This window comes from Clostridium ragsdalei P11, assembly GCF_001675165.1.
Taxonomy (GTDB): Bacteria; Bacillota; Clostridia; order Clostridiales; family Clostridiaceae; genus Clostridium_B; species Clostridium_B ragsdalei.
Window position 1 is genome coordinate 13922 of the sequence record NZ_LROS01000023.1, and the last position, 23085, is coordinate 37006.

Consider the following 23085-nt stretch of genomic DNA (forward strand, 5'->3'; position numbering starts at 1 on the left):
TAAATTGATATTTACAATATTGTAAAGAAATTTTCTCTTTAGTAATAAACATGTTATTTGTAATACCTTCAATCTACTTGAAACAAAGTAACTTTTATCTAAAACAAGAGTATGTTACAGTATCTTATATAATAATTAAACAAAATAGATACTTTTTAATGAAAATATCATTTAAAAGTATCTATTTTGTTGACTAAAGTTAATCAAATTGAATATAATATAGATAAGAAGGAGGGATGTTTATGTTAAGTACGAATGAAATAATAGGAAGAAATATTTTAAAAATTTTAAATGAAAAAGATATAAAACAAACTCAATTAGCGGAAAAATTAAATATTTCAAAACAAACTTTAAATAAGATAATTCATGGAAGAAGGAACATTTCAATAAATGAAATAAAAGAGATATGTGATGCTTTATCTGTACCCATGGAAAAACTTACAGATGAAGATAGTTTAAATGAAGAGCAAATGGAGCCTATAAAGCTTTTTATGGGAGAAGTTAATAGCAAAGAAGCTAAATGCGGACTAATGCATGCACAGAATATTATGGATATGATTCTCTTTCATAGTGAAATTCAAGAGAAAAAGGGAATACTTCAGGAAGAGTGGGATGATTAATGCATGAACTAATTAGAAAAAGTATTTTTAATAGAAGTAAGGATACTTATGAAGAATTGGAAGATGGGGCTATTTCATTTTTAACTAGATATTTTGGTACCGGAGATAGAATGATTATGCAAGATGATATATTCAGTGTTATTATGAATTACTGTCCTGAACTAAAATTATTAATGTATCCAATTAGAGATAATGAAATATACGGATTTGTATGTAATTATAAGGGACAAATTTTCATGTATATAAACACCTATCTTCCACTAGAAAAGCAAATATTTACGGCAGCTCATGAATTATATCATTTAAAATATAATAAAGAACAGTTAGGTAAATGTTACAGTCATCTAGTGAAGAGTATAGATTTAGGAAAAGACATTGAAGAAAAGGCAAATCTTTTTGCAGCATTATTGTTGGTTCCAACTAATTCTTTAAAAAAGCAAGTTGAATTATTAAAGATTGATAAGAGAAAATTAAGTATCTTAGATATCATAAAGCTTATGGATGTTTTTGCTGTACCTTATAAAACTATTGTTTTACGTTTGTTTGAAATAGAATTTATAGATATGAAAAAAGCGGATGAACTGCTAGAAATTCCAGATAGGGATGAAAATGAAGGAATATTATATGAAATAAATAAGTATGAAATAGCTGTAAGGTGGCAAAAGAGAACAAATGATATTAGATATGACAATTTGAAAGCATTAATAATAGATAATAATTCGGAGGAATTAGTTCCAATTATGAAAGCTGAAGATGATATTAAATATATTACAAGAGATATTGATGATATTTATAGAGAGCTTGGTGAAAAAATTGATTAAGCTTGGTACAACTGTTTTGGACACAGACTCTATAATAAAATCTTCTATAACTTTAGAAGGAGAATCTTTACTGGAAAAATTCTTAACATTGGAAGGCTCCTATTATATTCATGCTCATATACGAAACGAAGTTGCATGGCCAGAAGAATCAAAAAAATTGCTAAACATGTTAATAGAAAAAGAAACTATAAAGGTGTTATCTGATAAAGACTTGATAGAGATGCTAAAAGAAAGTTATACGATGCCATACAGAACATTTTTAAGCAATTTGAAAGTTTGCTGCAGCATATTTAATACAAGGTATTATAATGACTATTATGTGGAATTGGAGAAACTAGATTTTAAAAATTTAGATATAGATGAGTTTTTAATTAAACTTAAAGTTATCGAGGATAGAATATTAGACGATTGTAAAAATAATAGAGTCCCTTCAAATTTAGGGGAATTAAAAACAGCTTTAATGTCAGCCATTTTATATGTGGTTAATAATACACAGGTAAATATTTTTGCATCTGATGATAGAAGAGCTAGAAGGTGTATGGTTATTGGATATAGTGGAGAGTATCATAGTTTAAAAGCTCTTAGTGTATTAGGAATTTTCTATATTCTTAGAGATTATTTAGATAAGGAAAAAGCTGTTGCATATATAAATAAATTTCATGAGCTTAGTTTTAAAATATGTGATAATAAAAACAATATGATTAAAAAAAGTGGAGAGGATATAATTGACCTGTTATATGCAGGAAAGCTTGTTTTACTTAAAGATGGTAATATGAAATTAGTACATTAAAAATAAGTACTGGTTAAAGCTGGTGCTTATTTTTTGTTGAGAGTACAAAGTAATTTGCTTTAAATTCATGAATCTATGGACTAGCTTTACCTCTTCGCGTACTCAGAATTAAAGCTGTTCCATAGAAATAAAGTTTAATGGGATGCTCCGCCCCAAACCCAGGCAGCAATCCTTTGAGGTCTTATAATAGGCTCCTTTTCAGTCGCAAGGAAGCTTTGGACAAGTACTTTCTTTTTCGCTTATTTGATGTATCAATAATCAACAAAAGTAAGATATTTTATATGTATACATAGTGTTTATCTTTGCAGTGCTCAAAACAAAGGCTAGTCCAAAGACAAATATACAAGTATATTAGTTAACTTCAGCTCGTGTGCTTATATCAATGTAACATTAGTATGGCAGATAGGTATCATAAAATAAATTCTAGTGTATTAAAATTATTTAATTAAATTGGATATGTATTTCAGGTTATAAAGGAAATTGGATCTAATAAGGATATAGTTACTGATGCATATAATGTATATTTAACATATTTGGGCACTTTAACTACCACCCAAAAAAGGACAGGTTTCTATCTAGTATTTCTAAGCTTTTATAAGTTCCTCCTTTATCCGGACCTTCTAAAAGCAAAGAAATACACGATTTTAACTAGTCCTTTATTTGGGTTCCCGGCAGAGTGCAAAGGGGAGGACATGCTCCCTGCAGAAACCTTTCATGTACAAGCATTAAAAAGACATGTTCATATAAGGTTTCGCAGCAAGGCAAGTCCACCCCTTCTCGGTATTCCTCTGGGGTCTTTCACTTGTGCTACTTCGCTAAACAAAGGGAGATTTAACGAAAGTACAAGCTTTTACAAAGCTTGATACAGTCGTCAAATCTATTGTTTAGCAAAATAAACAAGCGTTCAGGGGAGTTTCCAAGGGCCTTTATATGCATGAAGTTTTAGATAGCTTTTCAAAATATTTCTAAACAATTTGTAGTATACAGGTGAAAGGGTGGACATGCTTCTAATACTCGGCTCAGATATGGTTATATATGTAGAGATTGCTTATATGACCGGCATTACAAGGCAAGTCCACCCTATATAAAAAATCATACTTATTTTGTAAACATAAGTAATAATATGGATTTATATGATATAATTAGGGCATAACATCTTGTTGTATAGATGTTTAGTAGGTATAGAGGATTATGTCTATAATGGGTGGTTGGAATCAATAATACTGTGAGGGGGTACTTAATATGGAGTTATTAGATAATGGACTAGATTCTTTAAAGAAAGCAGTTTATAGATTAAAAGAAGTTAGCGAAATTGCAGAAACATCGCCTAAGTATGAGTATATGTTAAAGGAAATTATTATTAATTTGCACCATTCAACAGAAACCTTATTTAAATACTTGATTCATATAAAATCACCATATCTTATTTATGAAGATTTGAATAAATTCTTTAAGCAAAGTATAGAGAAGAAAATTAATAATTCTGAAAAGAATGTAAAATCAAACACTATACAATTTATGGATGCAATTAACTGTGTAATAACCATATACGATATTGATATTGAGAAAATTTTCTATAATAAAATAATAATGTTGAATGAAAATCGAAATGCTTTAACACATTATACTTTTTCATTCAAGCCCAAAGAAACTGAAAATTATATAGCATTGTTATTGCCAGAATTATTTAAGATATATGGAAAGTATATTCCTACTTTTGATACATTTGCAGAAACTAACAATTTATATGAAGATATAGAGAAAATAAGAGAGAAGATAGATGAACGAGGATTAGAAATAATACTTGCATTTATAAAAAAATGGGATGATGCAGAAGCAAATATGGTTATATTAGATCAGAATCCTAAAAATAAAGGCACTGTTTTTAACAACAGGAAGAAAGGAGCAACTTATTCTTTGTGTCCGTGTTGTAATGAAAATATGATTTATTTAACTTCAACATACATAACTAATTCAAAAGAAGAACTATATATTGGAAAATGTGAATATTGTGGTTTGGAAATTACTTTGGATGATGCTAAACTATTAGCTGCACAGTTTCAATCATATAGCAATATAGAAAGGAAAGATCTAGAACAAGTATTAAAATCATATCTATCAGGTTGTCTGTTGACATTTGAAGAGAAAGATTCAGAAAAGGTGAATGGATTTATCAAGAAAAATATTGGTATAATATCAGGAATCATCTCTAAAAATAGAGAAGACATTGTTGAAGACATGAAAAACAGATATCAGTATTTAATGGATGATATTTGTACTCAAATGGCAGAAGACTATTTTATGAAGAATATTTACTTTAATAATGATATTGTTGAGCAAAGTGTTAAAGATGATGATTTGGAAATTAAGCTAAGTTTTCTAGAAGCTTCTGAAAATATTGAATTAGATGAAAGATATGAAGAAATGATTAAAAGAATTAGAATTATTACTGAACGTATGAAGGCTATTGATTATAAGGCATATGAGATGTTGTTAAATAAATTAGCAACTACATATCTATCATATCATCCAGGGATGTATATGTCATGGGATCAAAATCAAGTTGATGTTGAGTTTACATTTTGCATCAATATTACCGGAGATGACCTTGAAAGTGTTATAAAATTCATTAGCTAGCAACTTGATTTGTTTTATAAAAATGGATTAAATAATATGATGAATATACAAACATAATATAACAATACGTTAGAATAAAACTTAGATGTCTTTATATAAGCACAATCGGCATACTAGTTTCTACGAATATGAATCTTCTTTCTAAGGTTGAAAAACGCAGTTGAAAAGTTAGGTGCTATAATATACTTTTAATTATTAACAAAATTAGACATGTTATATTATAACTACACTAATTAGGCTAAGGAATAGCTAAATATTTTAGATGAATATCATAGACAGAGATTAATAGTATAACGTAAATATTAATACGTTTAGGAGGTAGTTGTAATGAAAAAAACATCAATAAAAAAGTGGACAGAAAAGTTTATATTAAATAATAAAGAGGTAGAACAAAAGTTATTATTGGATTTGAATGATAACTTTTATGTTCAATCAGAGAAATATGAAAATAGTGTTCATTTGAAGGGAAATGATGGGCGTGTATATTGTCACTTAAATATAAAAGAAGGAAATTTATTTTTTATTAATCATATAACTGGTAATACATACAACAAAGTGGATGATAAGTTTATAAAGAATATTTATGCTACACTTTCAAATTATGAAAATCAAGAGAAGTTTTTTAATAATTCATATGGGAAAATTATATTATCTGAAAACATAGACATTTTAATTAAAAGTATATTAATAGAATATAGATTTAGAAATATGATTAGAAATGAAGAGATAGATGATATGAGTTATCAAGAGGATGTTATAAAAGCTGATGCAATTGATATTCCTAAAGAGCCACAAATAAGGTCGACAGCTGTTAATGTATGGCAAAGAGACCCTAAAATTGCAAAACGTGAAGTTATAAGAGCTAACTACCAATGTAGCATTGATAAAAATCATAAGACTTTTATTGCAAAAGCTACTGATAATAATTATGTAGAAGTTCATCACTTAATACCAATAAGTAAACAAGAGCATTTTAAAAAGAGTTTAGATGTAGCAGGAAACATTGTTGTTTTATGTCCAAATTGCCATAAAAAATTGCATTATGCTGTTTTTGATGAGAAGAAAGATATAATAGAAAAATTATATGATATGAAATTAGAAGAATTAAAAGCATTTGGAATAGAAATATCTTTAGATAGATTATTGGATATGTATAGATAGAAGAATAGAAATATGATTACATTTAAAATTCAATTATTTATAAAATTGGACAGACTATTTCTACATTGATTATCCTAATATAGGCCATAATGTTATAAATAATAAAATAGTCAAAAAACTCCAACATATACTATAGGAAGGATGGAAGTATGAATAAAGAAAATGGATGGGATGCTTCAGCTAGTTGGAATGGGTATATGTATCAAGGAAAAGTAGCTTTATTAATTACGTTGAAAACGATAAATGATATTGACGACACAAATGGATATTGGTTGGAATTAGAAGGAATAGAAGACTTTTCAATAGGGCTTAATAATAATTATAGATCTGTTCATCAGGTAAAGAACAGAAAAGATAATAAACTAGAAGATTATAAAGAGGCATTGTCAAATATAGTTAGGATGATAAGAGAACATCCAGATATCATTAATGGATATCTACATACAAAAAATGAAATTAAATCCGAAAATTTAGAACAGGAAATCATGGATAAATTAGAGAGTTACTATCCGGAAAAAATTCAGAAATTGCAAGACATAGTTCAGGATAACGATAAAAATGATATTGTTTATAATGAAATTGTAGAAAAATGGAATGAAAAGATAAAACGAATGAATCGAAATACAACTGATATAAATAAATTAATTATTGATAAAATTGAAAAAAATAATTCGATTAAAAATAAAGAAGATATAACAAAAGAAATGTTCAAAGTTGCAAGTAGGCAAGTTTTGCAAGATGAAAAGAAAAATTATGATTTCTCTGAGAAGAAAGAAGCAATTAAGAAAATTCTTTTATATACTTATCCAAATGATAACGGTTTTGCAGATAGTACTGATATTGTAGATATGACTTTAGATGAGATAAAAATATATTGGGGAGAATATAAGTCTTATAGAGAAGAAAAAGTTAATATATACTATATGAAACTTATGGAATTAATTAATGACAATATTACTAAAAGAGCGGAAATCAGGAGCAAAAATATTAGGATTTTGTTCACTGAATTTAAGGATATATTGAATTTAGATACATATTCTATTTGTACAGACACAAAAGAGGAAGAATTACTAAGATTAAAGTATTTGTATTTAAAAGAGAAAGATGATTTTTGTGAAAAAGATATATGTGAAGTAAAAAGTGAGAAAAATTGCTTGAATTGTAAGCTTGAAGAGATTTCAAATTATATTGTATCAAGTCCTTTAACTGAAATGGAGGGTATATTCAGAATCATGTCTTTACATAAGAAAGGAAAATTTACAGAAAAAGGATTTGAATTGTTTGGAATCACAGATTTGGAGAATGCATTTTTTGCTGGAATAACGGAGATAGATAAAGAATTTTTTATGAATCAATGCAAGGTGCTATGTCAAATTAATGATAAATTTATGATGTCGACAACTATTAGTGCAGAAAAACAAGGAAGAAAAAAACTTACAATAGAGGGGTTAATTGAAAATGATATTCAGGATGTTTGTAAAAAAATAATTAAAAATGATGAATATGATACAGAATTGATGGAAGTTGATAAATTATTAACTAGAGATTTTGATACAGAAGATGTCTTCGAAGAAGCATGTAAAATCAATGTTATTACTAAAGATGATGATAATGTCGAGGATGAATTAAAATATATGAATATAACTAAGACTAAAAAAGTAGGACTGATTTCAATTGAAAATGCAAAAAACAAATATGGAGAGAGAAAATGAATAAATTTGAGATGATTATTAGAGAGATATTAATAGAGTTAGGCTATACAAAACCCAAAAAAATTGATTTAAACGCAGATATTTCTATAAATATCTATAAGAGTGAAAATAAAACAGAAACGCAATATTATGTAGTTTCTACATGTAATCAGAAATATTTTGAGAATGCTGACTTTGATGAGTTACAGATATTAGTTTACAAAGGAATAAAGGAATTAATAGTACAGGAACCAGCAGTAGATAAAAATACATCATGGATTATAGGGATAGAGTGCAAAGATAACTATGATAATATTATGAATAAAATATTATCAATTGAAGAAAATCCATATTATTTCAAAAAGATGTTGTGTCCGTATTTAACGAAAGAGGTATCTGAATTTTCAGATGAAATAAAATGTTGTTCAAATTACATTGAATATATGATGCAGGAAACTAAAAAGGTAAGTAGATTTGCTGCTTTTCATGATGGAAAAGATAGTGCATATGATTTGCTAATGAGATTGTTAATAAAACTCCCTATTATTAAATTGAAGATAGAAAAAGAAAATGATTTAAGAAGTTTGGCTGATGATATAAAACTGGCTGTACAAGAAAAAGGATTGAATGAAATATATGAATTTTTAAAAGAGGATATTGAGAAAAAAACTAATATGATAGATGACAATATTAATGATTTGCATGATTTGTATTATCGAGAGGATGAAAAAAATGAGTAGATATAGGTTGGGAAGAATACATTTGGAAAATTATAAGTTATTTGATAAAAAGGATATAGATTTTTCTATGGCTGATCTATTTGTGTTGGATGGACCAAATGGTTATGGTAAGACAAGTATATTTGAAGCAATAGAATACTTGGTAACAGGAGATATAAAAAGGGCAGAGGAATGCCCAGAGGTATCAGGAAAGTTGAGTTATGATACACATTTTTTGTCAAAAAATGTGGATAAAAATGTTGTTGTTAGCGGAGAATTGATATCAGGGGAAAATGTTTTAAAAATAGAAAGATGTATTAATGTGCAGAGTATATCTGGAGTGGAGAATAACCCCAAAAATCTAAAGAATATTACGAATACAATGATTTGGTTTTGCGAAAAACTTGAATATAATGGCATGGCTGAAGGGGCAGATGCTGTTATAAAGAAGTATTTGGGAAATGATTTGCTAGAAGATTATTATAAGTTTTATTATATATCACAAGAGGATAGATTAAAATTCTTGATGGCATCTGAAACGAAAAGGATGGAGCAGATAAGTTCTTTGTTTAATATAGATAATGAAATTAGTGAATATACGAAATATAATAGCTTTAAAAAGAAATTATCAAGTAAGGTAAACAAATTAAAAGAGGACAATAAAGCAGAAAGAACAGAGTTGGATAAAGATAAAGGAAAAATTGAAAAAAGTAAAATAAATCGAGAATATAAGGATATATTTCAAAAATGTAAAAGGAAACCATACTGGAATGAAAAAGCAGTAAAGATAAAGGATAAAGAGAAATTAGATGAAATATTAACAGAGTTGAAAAAAGTGGCAGTGTTATCACGCCACATAGAAGAATTTCAGACTAGTTTAGTGAATTCACAATTTGATAGATACATCAGCAACAAAGAATTGTTGAAAAAGTTACTGATTTTTAATGCTATATATCAGGATATAGATAATAAGCAAAGAGAATATAAGACTTTCGAGTATTTGAAATCCTTACCGACAAAAGAAGATAGTGAAGAGATAGATATAGAAAAATTAGATTTTCAAAAACTGAAAGAAAATATAAACATTGAGATTGATATTGTTCCGGTTTTACGCTTACAAAGAGAGATATTAAAAGCAAGAAGAAATCAAAATACATACAATAAATCTCTTGAAAAATTACAAGGTTCTAGAGAAAATCTTACAAAAAGTTTATCTCAATGGAGAGAAGATGGGGGAACAGAAATTAAAGAAAATGTTTGCCCATATTGTGGAACAGACTTTAAAATTAAAGCGGAGTATGAGAAAGCGATTGTAGGTGTAGAGAGTACATTAAAGGAATGTACAGATGGTGAAACTGAAAAAATAAAAGAATATTTATTAGAGTTACAATCGGAGTATGATGAAAAATTTAAAGTTGTTATTACGAAATTTATAAATGAAAATTCATATATGGATAATGACTTGATAAAAAACATTTTGCATAATGTTGAGGTCGTTGCTCCAGAATATAGGAAATTTTCTTCTTTTTTACACAAACAACAAATTAATTTGAATAAATCTGATAGATTATTGAAGAATGAAGATGAATGTGAAATTGTAGTACAGAGGTTTCAAAAAACTATACAAGACAATTATATAAATTCTTTATCTGATGAATACATTCTTATGCAAAAGGAAAATTGCTTTTTCAAAATATTTGAATCTGTTTTTGATAGTAAAATTGAAAATATAGAATATATATCAGAGAAATTGGAAAATGAAAAGAGGCTTTATCTTGAAGAACAATATCAGTTACAAGAATATGATAAATTAATAGAAAGGGAAAAGATACTGAAGAAAAAAGAGAAAGTTACTAAAGACCTAGATAATATGAAAAGTAAGGTAAAAGAAATAATTTCAATATATAAAAACAAAATAGGCCAATATCAAAAAAAGATAATTGGAAAAATTCAAATTCCGCTATATATTTACTCTGGTAGAGTGTTGCAATATTATCAAGGGGGATTGGGTATATTTATCAAATATGATACTAAAGGGGAGAAATTAGATTCTATTAGATTTTTGGCTTCAAAACAGTCTGACCACGATGTCTTATATACTTTAAGTTCAGGACAGTTAACTGGTGTTATAATTGCATTAACACTGACATTAAACAAAATTTATGGCAAGGACAGTTTTTCATGTATGCTAATTGATGATCCTGTTCAAACAATGGATGATTTAAATGTAGATTCTCTGGTTGAGCTGTTACGAAATGAATTTAGAGACTACCAGATGATAGTATCGACTCATGAAGAAGAATTTTCGAGATTTATTCGGTATAAATATAAAAAGTATAAATTAATAGCTAGAAGATACCAACTTAATGAATAAATAAAAGGATTAAATGCATTTATTAATAAATATATTATGGCTCAAACTTCATATTATGTTTATATTGGATATAATATAGTCGTTATGATTAGTCTAATAATGTGAATTTAAGGTTTATTTATATAAATAGTAATTTGTGGAGGTAAATGATATGTTGACTATAGAAGATATGAAAAAAGATTTAGAGAAAAATCCTGGGCATAAAGAAATAATAGAAAGACAACTAGCATATTTTTTCCCTAAATGGGTAGAGAATAAAAATAAGACGGAAATATTGAATCATCTTCCAGAGAGTGATATGAAATTTTTATTTCAGTGTATTCTGCTTCAAAGCATTACAGAAGAAGAAATTGAACAGAGTCGGCAATCAGAAGATTGTCAGAAAATAGAAAAATTATTTATAAACATTATGAATGGCCAGAATGAACTTTTAGATGAAGTAAATCAAATATATGTTAATAATGTTAATGTGATAAAAGCAGAGTATGAAAAGAAGATAGCAGATTTGAAATATAGCAAATTACCCAAGGATAAAAGAGTACAAATAGACAAACTTAAGTCTAAACAGCAAGATGATAAAGCAGAAATAATAATAAAAACATATAATAAATATGAAGAAAAAATAAAAAAAGTTGAAAATGGCTATAGCATTTTTGCTAGATTAGTAGATTTATTTGATGTTTACCAGTTTAGTACAAAAGCATTACAATTAAATAAGAATTTATTACCCAAACTGTCTTTAGCAGTAAATTCACCAGAGTTTTTGATGCCAGCATATGTTAATGAATTGCTTAATCAGACAGAAGAACTACCTAGTAATTGGTATTTATATCGCAAACTTACAATACCTGAGTATAAGAAGTTAATCAACAGTAAAAATAGCCAACAGACATGGAATGATTTGTTTAATATGGTTAGAAATAATATTTTGAATAAAGCAGATATTCCTATAGTGCCAATAATAAAAAGAAAAGATTTATTAAATAGCATTATTTATAACTTTCAGAACCAATACTATGATAGTGCATTGATTATTACATTTTCAATTATTGAAGGCTTGTTATGGGAAGTGTCCTGTGAAGTTAGTAAAAAAGAAAAAGTATTTATTAGTAATAACGAAATGTATGATTGTAATAAAAAAGAAAAATTTCAAAGTACTAGGATACGAGATGTCATAGAGCGAACTGTAGTAAAAAATTATCTAGATGAAGAATTTATTAAGGAGTTTTGCAATGAATTGTATGAAGAACGAAACCCTGTTTTACATGGAAATTCTGTATGTCATTATGAGTGTAAGCAACAAGAAATTTGCTTCATAAAAAAATTATTTGTCTTGGATTATATAATGGATACTCTTGTGGAACTATATCAGAAAAATTTATTTAGCGAATGGGATAAAGCATTTGACCAAAAAAAGGTTAATGAATTCATAAAGCAGTTTTATGGCAGAGATTTAAGTTAATTATGGGAGATGAATGTCAAAACTAATTCTACACTGTAATTACCTCAATAATGACAGACAACAATACAATTGAAAAAATCAATTATCTTGTAGAGATGTATTTTTAAAAATTCCAGTTTATTTGGCAGCTACTTAGCATAATAGGAACACGACAAATTCCAATTTGTTTGGTGAAACAAAATTAGTAAGATGTATGCTTTAGTTAATAAATATTTTTCTGAATTTGAGACATCATCTATAATAATATCAAAGCCGCCCTTATGCTTGCTTTGATAAAAGCATGTATAAGGTGGACTAGCCCTGGGCTTGTCAAAGGCGCCAATCGTGCGTGAAAAATCCAATTTAATTAAATACTTTGTGCGTAGAGGGAATACCCAAGAGGAATACATCGGTAGTACAGTTAAAATAGGAACTTTTTATGAATTATTAAGGAAGCACTTTATCCGCAGGAAGCCTTCCTTTTATTTTTATATGGAAATTTATCTATTATAAGGCTGATGAGGACTAAAAAAGTGCTGGTGCTTGAAGAAAAAATAAAGCGGTTTATTATTTTAAAACATATGGATAAATTAAAGGTATATATAGAGTATCTGTATGTATAGTCATAAATTTTTCAGGTGATAGCGAAACAGGATTATAATAGTGTATTTCAAATTCATATGCAGGTATTAGATTTCATGAAAATATAGAAATTTATTTTGTAAAGATAGAGGAGCACTGCGCTGCTTATTTGAAGTGCTAGATGAGATAACTTATAAATTGCCTTTGGACAAGCCTTTGTTTTGAGAACTATAAGGATAAGTCCTACATATAAGAGATATTTTACTTTAAGTGATTATTGATGCAGTAACTAAGCGAAAAAGAAAGTGCTTGTCCAAAGCTTCCTTGCGAGGGAATCCGAGCCTATTATAAGACGGAGAAGTATTACTGCCTGGGATTGGGGCGGAGCATCCCATTAAAATTAAAGGCACTGGCCAAGCTTTTTGTCTGAGTGAGGGAAGAGTTAAAGCTTGGCCAGTACTTCAGTTTATAGAAAATAGTGTTTGCATGCACACAATAAGCGTAAAAAAATTACACAATAAATAAAAATAGACGTAAAAAACATACACTTTCTTTGAAATTTGGATATAATATAAATAGGAGAAGGTGATAAAAATGTTAAGCAAAATAGAAATAGAAAACTTTAAATCTTTCAAACATTTAACAACAGTAGACTTTACAAGCACTAATTATAAAATTCTTAAAAAAAGAAATGTTTCAGATGATGGAATACTAAAAGGTGGAATATTTGTAGGAGCTAATGCCTCAGGCAAAACTAACATAATACTATCCATTAAGCTTTTACTAGAATTACTATTTGCAGAAAAGATAATTGATATTGGTTTATATAAATGTTTATTTTCAAAAAGTGACAACATAAAGCTTCACTATGAGTTTCAATTTGGAGATAACGTTATTAATTACAACATTGAATATGATACAGGAAAAAAAATTATGGTTGAGACTTTGCTCGTAAATAATAAAATTATGCTAAATAGGATTGGGGAAAGTGCAAAATCATATATTACAGATAATGAAGTATTTGATAATCTTGATAAAAAATCCTTGCTTTTAAGATCCATATATTTTAATACAAAGTTTAACAATTACCCTGTTTTAAAAGAATGGTTTAACTATTTGATAAATTCAGTTTTTCTCGATGCCTTTCTAAGGAGAGGAATAAATCCGTCAAACAATAACCTGGATTTAAAAGAATACCTGGACAATAATGGTGTAGAGGATATTAATAGTTTCTTTAAAAAATATAATTTCGGTCAATTAATAGAGTATTCAAAGGAAAGTACGGGAAGCTTAATTTCTATAAATACAGAAGGAAACAAAAGCATTTTCTTTAAAAGAGATGATATTGGAGAACCAATTCCATTTGTGATGGAGTCATTAGGCAATAGAAATCTTTTAAATATGCTGCCTGCATTTTTCCATGTTATAAAAAATGGAGGTATGTTAATTATAGATGAATTTAGCAGTGCATTTCATAATGATTTAGAAGAACTTCTTGTTAGATATTTTATGGAAAAATCAAGTAATGCACAGATATTTATAGTTTCACATTCAACTAACCTATTATCAAATACTATCTTTAGACCGGATCAGGAATATGCAGTTGAATTTAGAGGAAATGATGGAAGTTTTATAAATAGATTTTCTGATGAAAGGCCGAGAGAAGCACAGAACATAGAAAAAATGTATACAAGCGGAGTTTTTGGCGGAAAGCCGGTATACGAAAATGAGTAAAATAGTTTTTGCTGATAATAACAAACGAATTGGAAAAGTATTGTTTATTGTAGAGGGTATTAAAACAGAAATAAAAATATTGCATAAAATATTTACTAATATATTTGATTACCAGTATGAAAAATTGGATAGGTTAGATAGATATAGGCCATATAATAAAAAAGATAATCCGCTGTCCTCCATATTCGTCATTAATACAGAAGAATCAAACATTAAGGATATAGAGGATGCCAATGGCTACCTGGATAATTTATTTGAAAGGCTTATTGATGAGTATAATTTTCCTGTGGATAAAGCCGCTATATTTTATATTTTTGATAGAGATAATTATTCCAATACGAATAAGACACTTATCAGTGATTTAATGAATAAGCTTAATAATTCAAGGGAAAGCAATGATGAATATGACAGACAGGGGTTACTCCTGCTGAGTTATCCATCAATTGAAAGTTTTACCGCTTCAAACTATATAAAAGATACATTTAGTATAGAAATAGAAAAAGGTGCGGATCTAAAAAAGTATTTGCATGAAAGAAGCATTGGTTATCAGAAAATAAATAAAGATACTGTTGCATTAGCTGTTAATGAAATGGATAAAGCAATAAAAAGTATAGGAATCGAAAATTATGATTTGGATAATTTTAGAGGTGCTAATTTGGAGATATACAGCTATGAGGAGAAGTACTATGCACAAACTAAAAAATACAAATTGCTAAGTTTATTATGCATAGCCCTTCTTGATTTAGGATTGATAGCACTAGAAGATGAATGATTTGTTAAAGTGACATATACAAATTCATATAATTTGCCTTTGGACAAGTCCTTGTTTTGAACGCTGCAGGGCTGAGATCTATATATAAAATGTCTTACTTTAAGTGATTATTGAGGTGTTAACTAAGTGAAAAAGAAAGTGCTACAGCTCATCAATAGTAAATATTTAATGGAAAGATGTGTAGATGCTCACTATTTATGTAAAATAACTATAAAAGGGTTTTTAAACAAAGTAAAACCATATGGATTTACTTTGTTTATTAAGAGATATGGAATTGAAGAACGTTTAGATTGTTTAGAAAGAAATGAAAAAAATAGAGTAGTATATCATAGATAAGGAATAAATAGAGATTATGGTGATGTTGAGGATTTAGTATCTTCTATTAAATCTGTAGTTCGATAAATTTCAACTATTGCTTTTTCTGGCAGCCTTGTAGTATATATTTATCCGTAAAAAGGTTTACGGAGTACTACGGTTGTAAAAGAGAAAGGAATTCAACTAATTACTAAGTGAAGTTCATGGGAGGTGAGCTTATGATATCTGATTATACACTTCAAACGATATCTCATATTTTCTGTGGTGATATTGAAGGTTATTTCAGCTATAAATCAGGTTCAAAACTTGTCAGCTTTTTTAATGAGTATTTTAACGGAAATGACAGATATGGACAAGGTTTTCCATCACGTTGGGCATATGTATATGACAAATTAGTTGATATACTTAATTCAGGGTCATTTGATTCTTTTTTGAACCTCATCCTTAGCAAAGAACATTTAATGCGAGACTGTGGATTGTCACAGGTTCAGGCAGCGGAGCGTTCTCAGGAAATATTTGAGGAATTTAATCGTATAGTACAAAAAGACTTATATATAATTACGCATACAAATAGCAAATACCACCTCTGTGCTGAAAACACAGACCTTGTCCTTATTGGCAGCGGTGGTTTCGCAAATGTGTACAGGCAAAAATCAACTGGGCGTATTCTGAAGAAGTTGAAAGATGATTTCCTCATGGATAAAAGTATACGTAGCCGTTTTAAACGTGAATATGAAATCACGAAATCTTTGCAAGATGCTTATGGAATCATCGAAGTATATACATTTGATGCATCTTCATGTTCATACACAATGGAAGTGGCAGAGCAGACTCTTGAAAAGTACATTAAAGGTTCATCTATAACAGAAGAAATCCGAATTAACTGTATACGTCAAATACTTTATATCATGACTGAAGTCCATAAGCGTGACATTATTCACAGAGATCTTAGCCCAAATAACATTTTTATTGTTCGTGGAATGCTGAAAATAGCGGATTTTGGTCTTGGAAAAGATTTAAATGTCTTCACTTCTCATCAAACTATACACACAAATGCTGTCGGTCAGTATTACTATTGTGCGCCAGAACAGTTTATGCTTTTGAAAAATGGTGATAAGCGTAGTGATGTTTATTCATTAGGGCGAGTAATAAATTATATTATGACTGGAAGCCCAACAGATTCGTGCCATATTTTCCGTAGTGTGTCCGAAAAAGCCACTAACAGTGATGCTGCTTATCGATATGCAGATGCCGGACAGTTGTCTGCTAATTTTGAAAAAAGCGTCCTGTTTCACCAGAAAGCAGAGAATGAGAATACTGTCTTTAGTAAAATTGCGTGTGGAGTATTTGATGTTGATGTGGAAGCATACATCTACGAATCGACTTCAGAGAGAATCTCTAGGTACCTTATGGAAGGAAAGAGCGGAATCATAAACTGTCTTTTGCAGTTTATGAAATGTGACGAGACTCATGCACAGCATATTATCCAGAGTGTTGACAGCACTTATAAAGATGTTTGCGGTCGAACATTTGCAGCATATGATCCGTTTGCAACATTTTCATACCGTGTCTTGCAAGAAAACTTCTCTTTTGTGGTTAAGGAGACTGCCGCAAATATACTGAGGTATGTATCAACTGATGTGAACCGTTTTTCAGCACGACATATGGTGGATGAATTGGAGCAAAGTGGTATTGAACCAATGCTTGAGGATATTTTGAAGTAGTTCCTGATGTATGTTTGTATTGTATAGACGAATCAGGATTAGATGATTTTATGAAAGAAAAACTATTTAGAAAAGAGATTAATGAAGTATATGATAAGTTAATTGATTTGTAAAATAAGGAGAAGATTTATGATTGTAGATAAATTTGAAACCCCTGCTGGGTCATTTAAAGTATATAAAAATTCTAAAATTTGTCCTTTCTCTATAGAAGAGAGTGCATATAATACATTTTGGTTGAATGGAAATAAGACACTTCATCCAGAAGGGTGCTATAAAATTTCATTAGATTTAACTCTTTTTTCGGTAGGTGATATAATTTCATGCGAACTGGATAATGGTGAAATGGTTAATGATGGCGGAGGTGAAAATACTCTTAATATTGTCGGGGAAATTGGTGATTATACAATTGGAATTGGAGCACCTGATTCGGATTCTATAGAAGAAGGTTATTCTCAAGATGAATTACCAAAAGATATGAACCATACCCAATATGAATTGCCTTATGATACAATAGATATTACCAAAAGAGGGTATATCTTTAAAATTAAAGATACTCCATCAGAATATAGAGATAGAAACTTTAGAAAATATATAGAGCTTTCTTTGGTTTGGGAAAAGAAAGAAAAGGATTATTCTTGGGAGATTGTATCTTACTTAACATGCTAAAATTTAAATTTATGCATTAATAGGTATTTTTATACACCAATATTATTTATATAGTTATTACTAAAATATGTAAGAAATTTTTAATAAAATAGCTAAATTTAATATTTGATCTGTAACACAACCGTAACACAACCGGGAGAAAAAAGTGCGTATTTTAAAGGAAATAAAAGGGACAAGCAATGTCGTAAGCCTAGATATATCAACTGATAAGGGAATGGATAAAATTAGGTAAAAACTTTTTAGCCAAATCCAGAGGCCGGGAGTTCGAATCTCCCTGGGTGCACCAGTATCAATGCTTTCACGATATCGTGAGGCTTTTTTTATTGCCAAATAACACAAATAAAAAGACGCCCTATGAATTTATAGAGCGAACAAATCATTATCTACATATTTTGTCTTTCCGTAAAACTGCTTTCGTACAAGCTTTCCAGTATCGTCGTGTCCTATAGTAATTGTAGTTATCCATTCCTTTAGAACTCAATCTTTATAATATTTTTGTATGGAGCCTTCAGCATTTGCTTTTTTAGAGGGCATATATTACCCATTCTTTCCATATGTAATTATGACTGCTGTTTGACTGTGTATTTTGATGAATTTAGTGTATCATCAAGCAGATCTGTAAAAACTTTTCTTAGTGTTTTGAAAAATAATTTTTATTAAACTCATTTTCATTATCAAAATTTGTAAAAATATCAGAAGTATAATTTATAGAGCAAAAAATAATAATTAATAGGCAAGAAGTAAGGAGTAATAAGAATATAAGGTATAGGCAGTATGATTTTAATGAGCTTAAGAGGCAGCTGCTTGGATGGGGTGATGGATAATTTATGATTTTTGATGCATTTTTGTATTAAAAGGTGCTATTATGGTGCTAAAGGCTGATTTAGCATATAAAAACCTTAATACAAATAGTAATTTGAAAGGAACGAATAGGATAATGGATTTTACAGAAATTATGAAGCAAAATAAGGAATATTTTTCAAAGCATACAGATGTGCAGTCAAAATTACAACAAAAGGCGAAAGAATTATGCTGGAAATATAATCAGACTGGACCATCTGAAGAAGAAAAGAGAAGCAGTATTTTAAAAGAATTACTTGGAACTTATAATCCACTGACATTTATTGAACCATCATTTCATTGTGATTATGGCTTCAATATACATACCCATGGACTTACTGTGATTAACTATAATTGTGTAATATTAGATACATCGCCAGTCTATATTGGTGCAAATGCATTTATAGCTCCTGGAGTTTGTTTAGCATGTTCTGGACATGCTATACTTCCAAGACAAAGAGCAGAAGGAATTGGGACTTCAAAACCTATTACAATAGAAGATGATGTATGGATTGGTGCTAATGCTGCTGTGTGTGGTGGAGTTACTATCGGAAAAGGCAGCGTTATTGGAGCCGGAAGTGTGGTAAATAAGGATATTCCAGCAGGGGTAATTGCAGTAGGTAATCCTTGCAAAGTATTACGAAGGATTACAGAAAAAGACATAATTAATTTGTCATATGAGTAATGCAAATAGTAATTTATGAGGTGATGAATATGAAACTTAAATTGATTCCACTTAAAGCAAAAAACATTGAAATGTTTAAACGAGACATGCAAGAGGCATTTCAATATGGATACGAAACGGAATTCGGGCCATCCGATGAATTAATTTTACCAGAAAAGGACATAGATGATTCACTCAATGTCAATGGTGCTGAAGCATATCAGGCAATTGTTAACGGTGAGGTTTCTGGTGGAACAGTCATAACTGTTGATAACGAAACATATCATAATCATTTGGATTTTCTTTTTGTTAAAGTTGGTTGTCAAGGAACTGGCGTTGGGCAGGAACTTTGGAAGGCAATAGAAAATTTACACCCTGAAACAAAGGTATGGGAAACATGTACACCGTATTTTGAAAAGAGAAACATTCATTTCTATGTCAATAAATGTGGGTTTCATATTGTTGAGTTTTATAACCCACTCCATCGAGATCCAAATATGCCAGAGACTGTAGGTGGAATGCCAGCTGATAAAGGTGATTATTTCTTTAGATTTGAAAAAAATATGAACGGAACTCTTTTATAAATTCCAATTTAAAACAAGACCTTCTGGGGATATATTTAAATTAGGAAGGAGATGGACTTTAATTATGCAAATAAATAAACTTATTTATTTTTTAAGTGTAGCAAATCATTTGAATTTTACTAAAGCAGCACAAGAATGTTATTTAGCACAGTCAGCAATTAGCCAGCAGATTACTTCATTAGAACAGGAAGTTGGATTTCAATTATTTAAAAGAAGTAGTAGAAAGGTTGAACTTACTGAGGCTGGGAAGATATTTTACGAAGAAATAAAAGATGTAGTAGAGAGATATAAAAATGCAGTAAAGAAAGCCGAAAATATTGCCCACGGATTTAAGGGTATGATAACAATTGGAGTGTGCGGAGATATAGAAGAAATATTTTTGCCACAAATATTAAATAAATTTAAGGAAATGTATCCATTAATTGATATTAAGTTTAAAAGGGCATCCTTAGAAGATACAAGGAAACAATTAGAAAATAAGATTTACGATGTGGTATTTACATGGCCCTATGATATTGAGAATTTAAAAAATATTGATTACAAAGTAATATTTGAAGAAGATGCCTGCGCTATGATGAATTCTGATAATGATTTAGCCAGTAGATCCGCTGTTTCTAGAGAAGAGCTTGCTGGAGAAAATAATATAATGGTAGAATATAAAGAAAAAACAAAGAATTATAAGCATTTTTGCAAGTTTTACAGTAAATATAACATCATTCCTAAATCTATTATAACTGTACCGGACGGCAGTATATTAAATTTGATGATAGATTTAAATATGGGTATAAGTATTGTACCTAAAATAATTAAAAAATTAAATAGACCTAAAGTTTCTTTTGTGGAAATAGAAGGAGAACCCCACCCTATTAAATTTTGTTTAGCATATTTAAAGGATAATACAAACCCTTGTGTGGAGTTATTTGTTAAAGAAGCATCTATAAGTTAATCTTATAGATGCATTGCTTTATTGTATTTTTAATAAATAAAAGGAGATGTTATAATAAACGCATAGTACAGGAGGGATATTATGGATAAGAATTCAAATATTTTTAAACCTATTCATATTGGGAAGGTTATATCTAAAAATCGTATTGAAGTTGCGCCAGCAGGAGCATTTTTATGTTCAAGAGATGGTGGAAATAATTCTGAATTTTTAGCTTATCTAAAATCATTAGCCAAATCAGGAGCGGGAATTGTTACCTTAGGAGTTTCATCAGTAGATGAACAAAGCTCAGGAGTACCTGTTACTAATGTTGGAAATTCACTGTATATATCTGATTTAGCTGATATTGCAGAAGTAATTCATAGATATGGAGCATTAGCAAGTATAGAATTAATATCTGGACAATATATGCTTATGCCGCCTGAAGTTGTGGCAACGGGAAGCAGTAAGAAATTAATTAAACATATCATAGAGTTATTTGCAAATGCTGCTGAGAGATGTATGATTGCTGGCTTTGATATGATTATGATTCACGGCGGACATGGAAACGTTCCAGCTATGTTCTTTTCAAAAAAACATAATCATAGAACTGATGAATATGGCGGATCTTTTGAAAATAGATGTAGATTTGGACAGGAACTATTAGAAGCAATACGTGTAAAGGTAGGAAATAGAATAGCAATAGAATATCGTATAAGTGCAGAAGAATTACTAGAAGGTAATTCAGAGATAGAAGAAACTTTAGAATATGCAAAGAAAATTCAAGATAAAATCGATATTATTCATGTATCAAGAGGATTACTTCAAGAAGAAGCGTTACTACCTTATATATTCCAACCAACATACTTTCCACGTGCAATGAATCTAGAGGCAGCTAAAAGATTTAAAAAGGAATTGAATATTCCAGTATCAGTAGTTGGAAGCTTTGATTTAGAAACTGCAGAAAAAGCTGTTTCCAGCGGCGATGTGGATGTAGTTGCCATGATAAGGAATATTTTAGCAGATACAAACTGTGTAAGTAATGCTTATAAAGGCAAGAGTGATCAGACGAGACCTTGTGTACGTTGTAATACTTGTATTAATAGAACACATACACAATTCATACGTTTAAGATGTGCAGTTAATCCATTAATAGGAAGGGAAACTCAATTTCCTGAGATTGTGGAGACTAGACACAGTAAGAAAGTAGTTATAATTGGTGGTGGTCCATCAAGTCTTGAAGCGGCTAGAGTAGCGTCAAAGAAAGGTCATACTGTAGTTATTTATGAGAAAGATAGTGAATTAGGTGGAGCGTTAAAAATGGCTGCTGCTGCATCATTTAAAAAGGATTTAAAACGTTATCTTGATTGGTCAATAAGATCCGTTATCAGTGACCCTAAAATAGATGTCAAGCTTAATACATTAGCAACTCCTGAAAACATACTTGGGCAAAATCCTGATGTCGTTCTAATTGGAGTTGGAGCAAAACCTATCATTCCTAAGTTTACTTTAAGTGGTACTGATAAAGTTGTCTGGGTTGGAGATGTAGAATTAAAGAAGGTTCCAGTAGGTGAAGATGTTGTAATTGTAGGAGCTGGATTCACTGGATTAGAAGCCGCTCTTTCTTTAGCAGAAGAGGGCAAGAAAGTTAAAGTTATAGATATGATTCCAGAAGAAAAAATAGGTGCTGATGGTATAAAAATTAGCATGATTGGACTAAAGGAGTTACTTAAAAAAGCAGGTGTCACCTTTATTTGTGAAGTTAAGTTATCCGATGTAACAATGGAGGGAGCTGTTATAGAAGATAAGAATGGAAACAAGGAAACTATTCCATGCGATACTGTAATTTTATCCTTAGGGGTGAGGGCTGATAAAGAACAAGTTGAATTATTTAGAGACCTAGTAGAAGAAACTTATGTTATTGGAGATTGTAATACAAAAGGTGGCACTTTGTGGAATGCAACAAGAACTGGCTTTGATGCTGCAATGGAATTATAAAAAGATGCTATTATGGTGTTAAAGACTGAT

At 29.5% G+C, this 23085-nt stretch carries 18 protein-coding genes; all 18 read left to right on the forward strand.

The window, feature by feature from the left end; all coding sequences use genetic code 11:
• Window positions 1-242 precede the first annotated feature (242 nt).
• The 18 genes from CLRAG_RS11715 to CLRAG_RS11800 all read left to right on the forward strand — a co-directional run bounded on the left by CLRAG_RS11715 (window position 243) and on the right by CLRAG_RS11800 (window position 23055).
• Window positions 243-620, forward strand: a complete 378-nt coding sequence (locus CLRAG_RS11715) for a helix-turn-helix domain-containing protein (protein WP_065078593.1) — start codon at window positions 243-245, stop codon at window positions 618-620.
• Window positions 620-1441 (forward strand): ImmA/IrrE family metallo-endopeptidase, encoded by an 822-nt coding sequence (locus CLRAG_RS11720; protein WP_065078594.1) that lies wholly within the window; start codon window positions 620-622, stop codon window positions 1439-1441. The genes CLRAG_RS11715 and CLRAG_RS11720 overlap by 1 nt, the downstream gene beginning before the upstream one ends.
• Window positions 1425-2231, forward strand: a complete 807-nt coding sequence (locus CLRAG_RS11725; protein WP_154104985.1) for a hypothetical protein — start codon at window positions 1425-1427, stop codon at window positions 2229-2231. The genes CLRAG_RS11720 and CLRAG_RS11725 overlap by 17 nt, the downstream gene beginning before the upstream one ends.
• 1242 nt (window positions 2232-3473) lie before the next feature.
• Window positions 3474-4868 carry a hypothetical protein gene (locus CLRAG_RS11730; RefSeq protein ID WP_065078596.1) on the forward strand — a complete coding sequence of 465 codons (1395 nt, stop codon included), beginning with the start codon at window positions 3474-3476 and terminating at the stop codon, window positions 4866-4868.
• A gap of 327 nt (window positions 4869-5195) precedes the next feature.
• Window positions 5196-6029, forward strand: a complete 834-nt coding sequence (locus tag CLRAG_RS20205; RefSeq protein WP_083985694.1) for an HNH endonuclease — start codon at window positions 5196-5198, stop codon at window positions 6027-6029.
• A gap of 149 nt (window positions 6030-6178) precedes the next feature.
• The gene (locus tag CLRAG_RS11740; protein WP_065078597.1) at window positions 6179-7741 is read left to right on the forward strand and encodes an ABC-three component system protein; all 1563 of its coding nucleotides are present in this window, start codon (window positions 6179-6181) and stop codon (window positions 7739-7741) included.
• A complete protein-coding gene (locus tag CLRAG_RS11745; RefSeq protein WP_065078598.1) occupies window positions 7738-8460 on the forward strand; it encodes an ABC-three component system middle component 1 in 723 nt (240 codons plus the stop codon). The genes CLRAG_RS11740 and CLRAG_RS11745 overlap by 4 nt, the downstream gene beginning before the upstream one ends.
• Window positions 8453-10813 carry an AAA family ATPase gene (locus tag CLRAG_RS11750; RefSeq protein ID WP_065078599.1) on the forward strand — a complete coding sequence of 787 codons (2361 nt, stop codon included), beginning with the start codon at window positions 8453-8455 and terminating at the stop codon, window positions 10811-10813. The genes CLRAG_RS11745 and CLRAG_RS11750 overlap by 8 nt, the downstream gene beginning before the upstream one ends.
• Before the next feature lie 151 nt (window positions 10814-10964).
• Window positions 10965-12275, forward strand: a complete 1311-nt coding sequence (locus tag CLRAG_RS11755; protein ID WP_065078600.1) for a hypothetical protein — start codon at window positions 10965-10967, stop codon at window positions 12273-12275.
• A 1155-nt stretch (window positions 12276-13430) separates the two neighbouring features.
• Complete coding sequence (locus CLRAG_RS11760; RefSeq protein WP_065078601.1) at window positions 13431-14570, forward strand: AAA family ATPase; 1140 nt, start codon at window positions 13431-13433, stop codon at window positions 14568-14570.
• Window positions 14563-15342: a hypothetical protein gene (locus CLRAG_RS11765; protein WP_083985696.1), complete on the forward strand. Its 780-nt coding sequence runs from the start codon at window positions 14563-14565 to the stop codon at window positions 15340-15342. The genes CLRAG_RS11760 and CLRAG_RS11765 overlap by 8 nt, the downstream gene beginning before the upstream one ends.
• Before the next feature lie 126 nt (window positions 15343-15468).
• Complete coding sequence (locus tag CLRAG_RS21315) at window positions 15469-15678, forward strand: hypothetical protein (RefSeq protein ID WP_065078602.1); 210 nt, start codon at window positions 15469-15471, stop codon at window positions 15676-15678.
• A 197-nt stretch (window positions 15679-15875) separates the two neighbouring features.
• Window positions 15876-17381, forward strand: coding sequence for a protein kinase domain-containing protein (locus CLRAG_RS11775; RefSeq protein ID WP_065078603.1), 1506 nt, complete (start codon window positions 15876-15878; stop codon window positions 17379-17381).
• 129 nt (window positions 17382-17510) lie between these two features.
• On the forward strand, window positions 17511-18047 hold the full coding sequence (locus CLRAG_RS11780) for a hypothetical protein (RefSeq protein ID WP_065078604.1): 537 nt from the start codon (window positions 17511-17513) through the stop codon (window positions 18045-18047).
• A 937-nt stretch (window positions 18048-18984) separates the two neighbouring features.
• The gene (locus tag CLRAG_RS11785; RefSeq protein WP_065078621.1) at window positions 18985-19572 is read left to right on the forward strand and encodes a sugar O-acetyltransferase; all 588 of its coding nucleotides are present in this window, start codon (window positions 18985-18987) and stop codon (window positions 19570-19572) included.
• A 29-nt stretch (window positions 19573-19601) separates the two neighbouring features.
• Window positions 19602-20135 (forward strand): GNAT family N-acetyltransferase, encoded by a 534-nt coding sequence (locus CLRAG_RS11790; protein WP_065078605.1) that lies wholly within the window; start codon window positions 19602-19604, stop codon window positions 20133-20135.
• Window positions 20136-20199: 64 nt separating this feature from the next.
• Window positions 20200-21081, forward strand: coding sequence for a LysR family transcriptional regulator (locus tag CLRAG_RS11795; RefSeq protein WP_065078606.1), 882 nt, complete (start codon window positions 20200-20202; stop codon window positions 21079-21081).
• An 81-nt stretch (window positions 21082-21162) separates the two neighbouring features.
• On the forward strand, window positions 21163-23055 hold the full coding sequence (locus tag CLRAG_RS11800) for an oxidoreductase (RefSeq protein WP_065078607.1): 1893 nt from the start codon (window positions 21163-21165) through the stop codon (window positions 23053-23055).
• Window positions 23056-23085: the final 30 nt, after the last annotated feature.

What these genes read in the sequence shown, in the direction of transcription:
- CLRAG_RS11740 (WP_065078597.1), top strand. Translation starts at nt 6,179, where the DNA reads ATGAATAAAGAAAATGGATGGGATGCTTCAGCTAGTTGGAATGGGTAT.
- CLRAG_RS11775 (WP_065078603.1), top strand. Translation starts at nt 15,876, where the DNA reads ATGATATCTGATTATACACTTCAAACGATATCTCATATTTTCTGTGGT.
- CLRAG_RS11755 (WP_065078600.1), top strand. Translation starts at nt 10,965, where the DNA reads ATGTTGACTATAGAAGATATGAAAAAAGATTTAGAGAAAAATCCTGGG.
- CLRAG_RS20205 (WP_083985694.1), top strand. Translation starts at nt 5,196, where the DNA reads ATGAAAAAAACATCAATAAAAAAGTGGACAGAAAAGTTTATATTAAAT.
- CLRAG_RS11780 (WP_065078604.1), top strand. Translation starts at nt 17,511, where the DNA reads ATGATTGTAGATAAATTTGAAACCCCTGCTGGGTCATTTAAAGTATAT.
- CLRAG_RS11745 (WP_065078598.1), top strand. Translation starts at nt 7,738, where the DNA reads ATGAATAAATTTGAGATGATTATTAGAGAGATATTAATAGAGTTAGGC.
- CLRAG_RS11790 (WP_065078605.1), top strand. Translation starts at nt 19,602, where the DNA reads ATGAAACTTAAATTGATTCCACTTAAAGCAAAAAACATTGAAATGTTT.
- CLRAG_RS11760 (WP_065078601.1), top strand. Translation starts at nt 13,431, where the DNA reads ATGTTAAGCAAAATAGAAATAGAAAACTTTAAATCTTTCAAACATTTA.
- CLRAG_RS11750 (WP_065078599.1), top strand. Translation starts at nt 8,453, where the DNA reads ATGAGTAGATATAGGTTGGGAAGAATACATTTGGAAAATTATAAGTTA.
- CLRAG_RS11715 (WP_065078593.1), top strand. Translation starts at nt 243, where the DNA reads ATGTTAAGTACGAATGAAATAATAGGAAGAAATATTTTAAAAATTTTA.
- CLRAG_RS11720 (WP_065078594.1), top strand. Translation starts at nt 620, where the DNA reads ATGCATGAACTAATTAGAAAAAGTATTTTTAATAGAAGTAAGGATACT.
- CLRAG_RS11785 (WP_065078621.1), top strand. Translation starts at nt 18,985, where the DNA reads ATGGATTTTACAGAAATTATGAAGCAAAATAAGGAATATTTTTCAAAG.
- CLRAG_RS11730 (WP_065078596.1), top strand. Translation starts at nt 3,474, where the DNA reads ATGGAGTTATTAGATAATGGACTAGATTCTTTAAAGAAAGCAGTTTAT.
- CLRAG_RS11765 (WP_083985696.1), top strand. Translation starts at nt 14,563, where the DNA reads ATGAGTAAAATAGTTTTTGCTGATAATAACAAACGAATTGGAAAAGTA.
- CLRAG_RS11800 (WP_065078607.1), top strand. Translation starts at nt 21,163, where the DNA reads ATGGATAAGAATTCAAATATTTTTAAACCTATTCATATTGGGAAGGTT.
- CLRAG_RS11795 (WP_065078606.1), top strand. Translation starts at nt 20,200, where the DNA reads ATGCAAATAAATAAACTTATTTATTTTTTAAGTGTAGCAAATCATTTG.